The sequence below is a fragment of the Gynuella sp. genome (genome assembly GCF_050297175.1).
GTDB lineage: Bacteria > Pseudomonadota > Gammaproteobacteria > Pseudomonadales > Natronospirillaceae > Gynuella.
The window spans coordinates 1-4,928 of sequence record NZ_JBNKSF010000001.1 but is presented as its reverse complement, the minus strand read 5'-3'; the positions used below and the strand labels follow the sequence as shown (position 1 = coordinate 4,928).

The window sequence follows — 4,928 nt, the reverse complement described above, 5'->3', positions numbered from 1 at the left end:
AGCCACCTGATTACTGCGACGGTCGAGGGTCTGGTAATCCATCTGCTGGTCGTTATGCACAACGGCACAGTGAGTTGGGAGGCGTTCGGCGATGGCTTCGAAGCGTTGGTGTAACGTGGGGGCACCGGGATAGGTACGGGCCGGACCACTGAAGCTGTTCAGTTGGGTGTGGCGCTCTTCGTTGGTTAGCAACGATAACTTTCGGAGAGGCATTTGAGGTTGATCAATGGCTATTTCCAATAATCGCTCAAAATAATCCGCCATTTTCTCAATCGTGTTCGCTGTAAACAGATCCGATGCGAATTCCCAGGAACAATGAAGGCCATCTTTGTCTTCACTGATATCAAGACTAATATCAAACTGTGCGCTGTTATCCTGTGTTTGAATGCTCTCTACAGTGATATTCCCCATCTGAAACTCACCGCTTCCAGAATCACCGGTATAAGAGAGCATGATCTGAAACAGCGGATTAAAACTGAGACTTCTTTGTGGATTGAGTGCTTCAACCAGGCTATCAAATGGCAATTGGGCATGTTCGAAAGCTTCAAGGCTGACCTCGCGGCATCGAGCAAGCAGTGACTCAAAATCAATATCGTCTGACACCTGAGTACGTAGAACCAGTGTATTAACGAAATATCCAATCAATTGCTGAGTATCTGGATGTTGCCGGTTTGCGTAGGTGGAGCCGATAACGATGTCTTCTTCTGTACTGAAAAGCGACAACAGACTACTGAACACGGCATAAAGCCCCATAAACATGGAGGCATTTTGCTGTTGCACATAATGTCGTAACGGCATCGAGATAGACTGAGGAATATGTCTGAGTATATGTTTTCCTTGATAGGACTTCTGCTTGGGTCTGGGATAATCCAATGGTAATCGGTGTACATCAGGTATTCCCGATAACTGCTGCTTCCAATAGTTGATCAACTGATCCTGGTAGCCATCCTGTAGATATTTTTTTTGCCAGATCGCAAAGTCCTGATATTGAATGGGGAGTGTTTGAATATCAGGCAAATAACCATTCGCCAATGCATTGTAGTTATCGGCCAGTTCCTCCAGCAGAATATCGATAGACCACGCATCTGAAATAAGATGATGCATCTCAAGCAACAAAACACTCTGATGATTCTGTTCATGAATCAACGTTACACGCAGTAATCGATCCTTAGCCAGATCAAATGGTTTCTCTGTTTGACTCGAAAGCCATTGTGGTAGCTGTTCTGATGTTATTCCGAGTTGCGCCAATGAATATTCCGTGAGTTCAAAATGACCGGAAAGATCAATCCGGTTTTCAATCGCACCGTGACTATTCAGATGTATGGTTGTTCGTAATACATCATGTCGATGACAGATATTAGTAAGCGACTTAATCAACCATTCCCGGTTCAATTCCCCTCTCAAACGATAAGCTTCAGCAATCTGATAGGCGTAATGGCTGCCGTGTTCAATTTCAGTCACCATCCAAAGACTTTGTTGAAAAAACGACAGAGGATTGCCATGCATGGCGTGCTGTTCTTTAGTCAGCTTTTCAATAGGCGCTTTCAGGCGGCTTTCTGCTTCCCGTTTCTTTAAAAGCGCTTTTAGCTTTTCTCGTTTACTCGCTATCACATTCGGAGAATTATCAGACATAAGATTTTTCCATTTCAGATTGTGTCATGCCGGTCAGTCAGACAATGCATCTAACCAGGCATCCAGCTGCGCTTCATCCAGTGCATCTACATCAATGTTTTCTGGGATATTTTTTTCCAATTCATCTGTTACCTGATTCGGTATACGGCTTATCTGATGTCGTATCTGATCAGACAACTGAGTCAACTGACTATTTTCGAATATGGTGCGGATCGACAGATCGATATCAAAGCTTTGTTGAATTTCGGAAATAAGAGAAACGCATTTTAAGGAGTGGCCACCGAGTTCAAAGAAGTCATCCTGACGACCAACACGTTCCGTACCCAGTATTCTTATCCAGATATCTGCCAGCGCAATTTCAATATCGTTAGACGGAACTTCATATTGATGCTGCGTTAATGACTCTGTTTGCGGATCAGGTAAAGACTTGCGGTCGATTTTGCCGTTGAGGGTCAGTGGAAATGACTCAAGTGGCACAATTGCTGAGGGAATCATGTAATCCGGTAATACCTGGCTCAGCGCCTTCCGAATTTCCTGTTGCTTATTTTCATCAGTAAATATGCAGTAAGCCACCAAATACTTGTCACCTGAAGTATCTTTTTTGGCCAGAACGAGAGCTTCTTTTACATAAGGCAAATGAACCAAACGAGATTCAATTTCGCCCGGCTCAATTCTAAACCCACGAATTTTGACCTGGTCATCATTGCGCCCTAGAAACTCAATATCACCACTTGCCAGCCAGCGTCCCTGATCGCCTGATTTATAAAGATGAGTACCTGGCAGAAACGGATTCTCCAGAAATGCAGCAGAGGAAATTTCCGGTTGATTTAAGTAACCCCGGGCAACGCCATCACCGCTGATATATATATCACCCTGGACTCCAGTGGGAACTGGCTTCAGTTGTGAATTGAGAATGTATATCCGGGTGTTGGATATCGGCTTACCGATTGGAATGGCCGTTTGTTGCAAGTCAATGTTATTCAGCCGGTATGAGGTGGCGAATGTTGTTGTTTCGGTTGGCCCGTAGACGTGAATAAAATTTTCCGGCGGAGCCTGCCTTAATGTGTTTTTAATATACCGGGGGTCAAGTGTCTCACCACCAACCATGAGGTATTTCAATTGAGGTAAACAGATTTGCATTTTCTCGGCGTAGCGATTGAACAATGCTATTGTCATGAACATCGCATTCACTTTGTGGTGCATTAAACCCTGAACGAACCGATCTACCTCCAGAACTTCGTCATGACTAAATATAATCATGCGAGCCCCATTTAATAATGCCCCCCAAAACTCCATAGTACTGGCATCAAATGCAGGATTTGAAATACAGGCTATTCGGTCAGTCTCCTGAAAATCGGCATAGCCATTATTGATCGCCAATTTGACGATATTTCTCTGTTCAATCATCACACCTTTCGGCTTTCCTGTAGACCCTGAGGTGTACATGATGTAAGCCAGATTCGTAGGCGATAAGGTCTGATCCAGATTTTCACTGGAACCGTGGCACCATTGTTCAAGCTGCTTAATATTTAGCGAGATGATTTCCTGATTAAGATCCTTGAACCTATCTCCATCCGAATCGGTGATCAGCAGTGTTGGCTGACAATCAGCTAGAATAGTCTGAAGCCTTTCATCAGGTGCGGCCAGGTCCAGGGGAACATAACAGCCACCCACTTTTACAGTTGCCAACACCGCAATAACCAGATCAAACCCTCGCTCTAACGCGATAGCGACCCGGGCTTCCCGCTGGACGCCGGAATTCTGTAGCCACCGAGCCAAATGGTTAGCCTGCTTATTAAGGGCCTGGTACGTCATGGTGATATCATGGTGAACCAATGCGATGGCATCCGGGGTATTCATAGCGTGCCACTCAAACAGTTCGTGAAGGCACTTATCTTTTGGATAAATAGCATCAGTCTGATTGAACTCATGAACAACCCGATTATGTTCCGCGGTGGGTAATGAATACAGATGACAGACGGGGGTTTGCGATTGATTCTCCAGTGTCTCAACCAATAGGATCAGTGTTTCTGTGATCAACGCGGCAAGCTGTTCAAGGTTAATCTGTTCATCTACGACCAGGTCGAGTGAGAATCCTTCCGGGAGATCATTGACTGAGACCGTGACCGGATAGTTGGTTCGCTCCTCTCCATAAATAATGGAAACTCCTTCGATCTCATTAAACTCAGAGTCTTCTTCAATACTGTCATAGCGATAATTCAACACACTGGTGAACAGTGGTTGCTGTGGCGGTAGAGAGCTACAATTCTGCGCCACCACCAACGGTGTATGTTCATGCTGCAACAGTTCCGCCAGCAGTTGGTGTACATTTTTTAAAGCGGATATGACCGGTTGGTCATTCACTAACAGGCGGATCGGTAATGTATTGATAAACATGCCCATCGCTCGATCTGATCCTTCACCTCCCTGCATACGGCCAAATAAAACCGTGCCAAAAACAACATCGGTGCGACCGGTCGTGACTGCCAACACTTGAGCCCATATCAAGTGAAAAATACTGGCCGTACTGACACCGGAATGTCGGGCCAGATTCCTGATGCGGGTATTGATGGCTGAATCGATGGGTACATGTTTCTTATGTACTTTAAAACTGTCATTCAGCGCTTGTGATAACCCATAAGGCGCTGTTGTTTCTTCAACATCGGACAGTAGATTATGGAAAAATGCTTCCTGCATTTCCCGCTGCCCAGGTTTTCGGGTCTGAGCGATGAAGCGACGGAACGGCAGCGGTTCAGGCAGGTCACGGTGACGACCCTTGAGACACATCAGAACTTCGTCAACAATGATCTCTAATGTGGTGTGATCATTGATGACATGGTGTGTCAACAGGCTCAATATCCAGCGGTCTTGCTGAACATCATATGTTGTAAACGCTTTGATCAATGGAGCCTGGTCGATTTCCATGCGAATATTCATTTGATCAAAACGTTGAATAAGAGTGTCTATTAGCGCTTCGGTATTTTCAGGAGGACACTCTTCAACAGACAGCGAGGCTTCTCGCCAAACCACCTGCACCGGTTCCTTGACACCTTTCCAATACATGGATGTCCTGAGTATGTCATGACGGTCTATTACAAATTGCAACCCTGCCAGGAAAGCATCCAACTGGTTTCGGTGATCAAAAGCGATAAGACTGGGTTCGACATACACATCGCCCTGCTCCTGCATCAGATAGTGGAACAGCATGCCTTCCTGTAACGGTGCCAACGGGTATATATCCTGGATATTGCCCGCCCCTCCGGGGACAGACTCACAGATACGATCAATCTGTTCCT

The 4,928-nt window shown here is 45.6% G+C and carries 2 protein-coding genes; both read right to left on the bottom strand.

Annotated features, from left to right (window positions below):
* On the bottom strand, positions 1 to 1,632 hold a 1,632-nt coding region (locus ACQY6I_RS00010), incomplete at its 3' end, for a condensation domain-containing protein (RefSeq protein WP_428239413.1).
* Between the two features lie 33 nt (positions 1,633 to 1,665).
* A partial coding sequence (locus ACQY6I_RS00005) for a non-ribosomal peptide synthetase (protein ID WP_428239412.1) occupies positions 1,666 to 4,928 on the bottom strand: 3,263 nt, incomplete at its 5' end.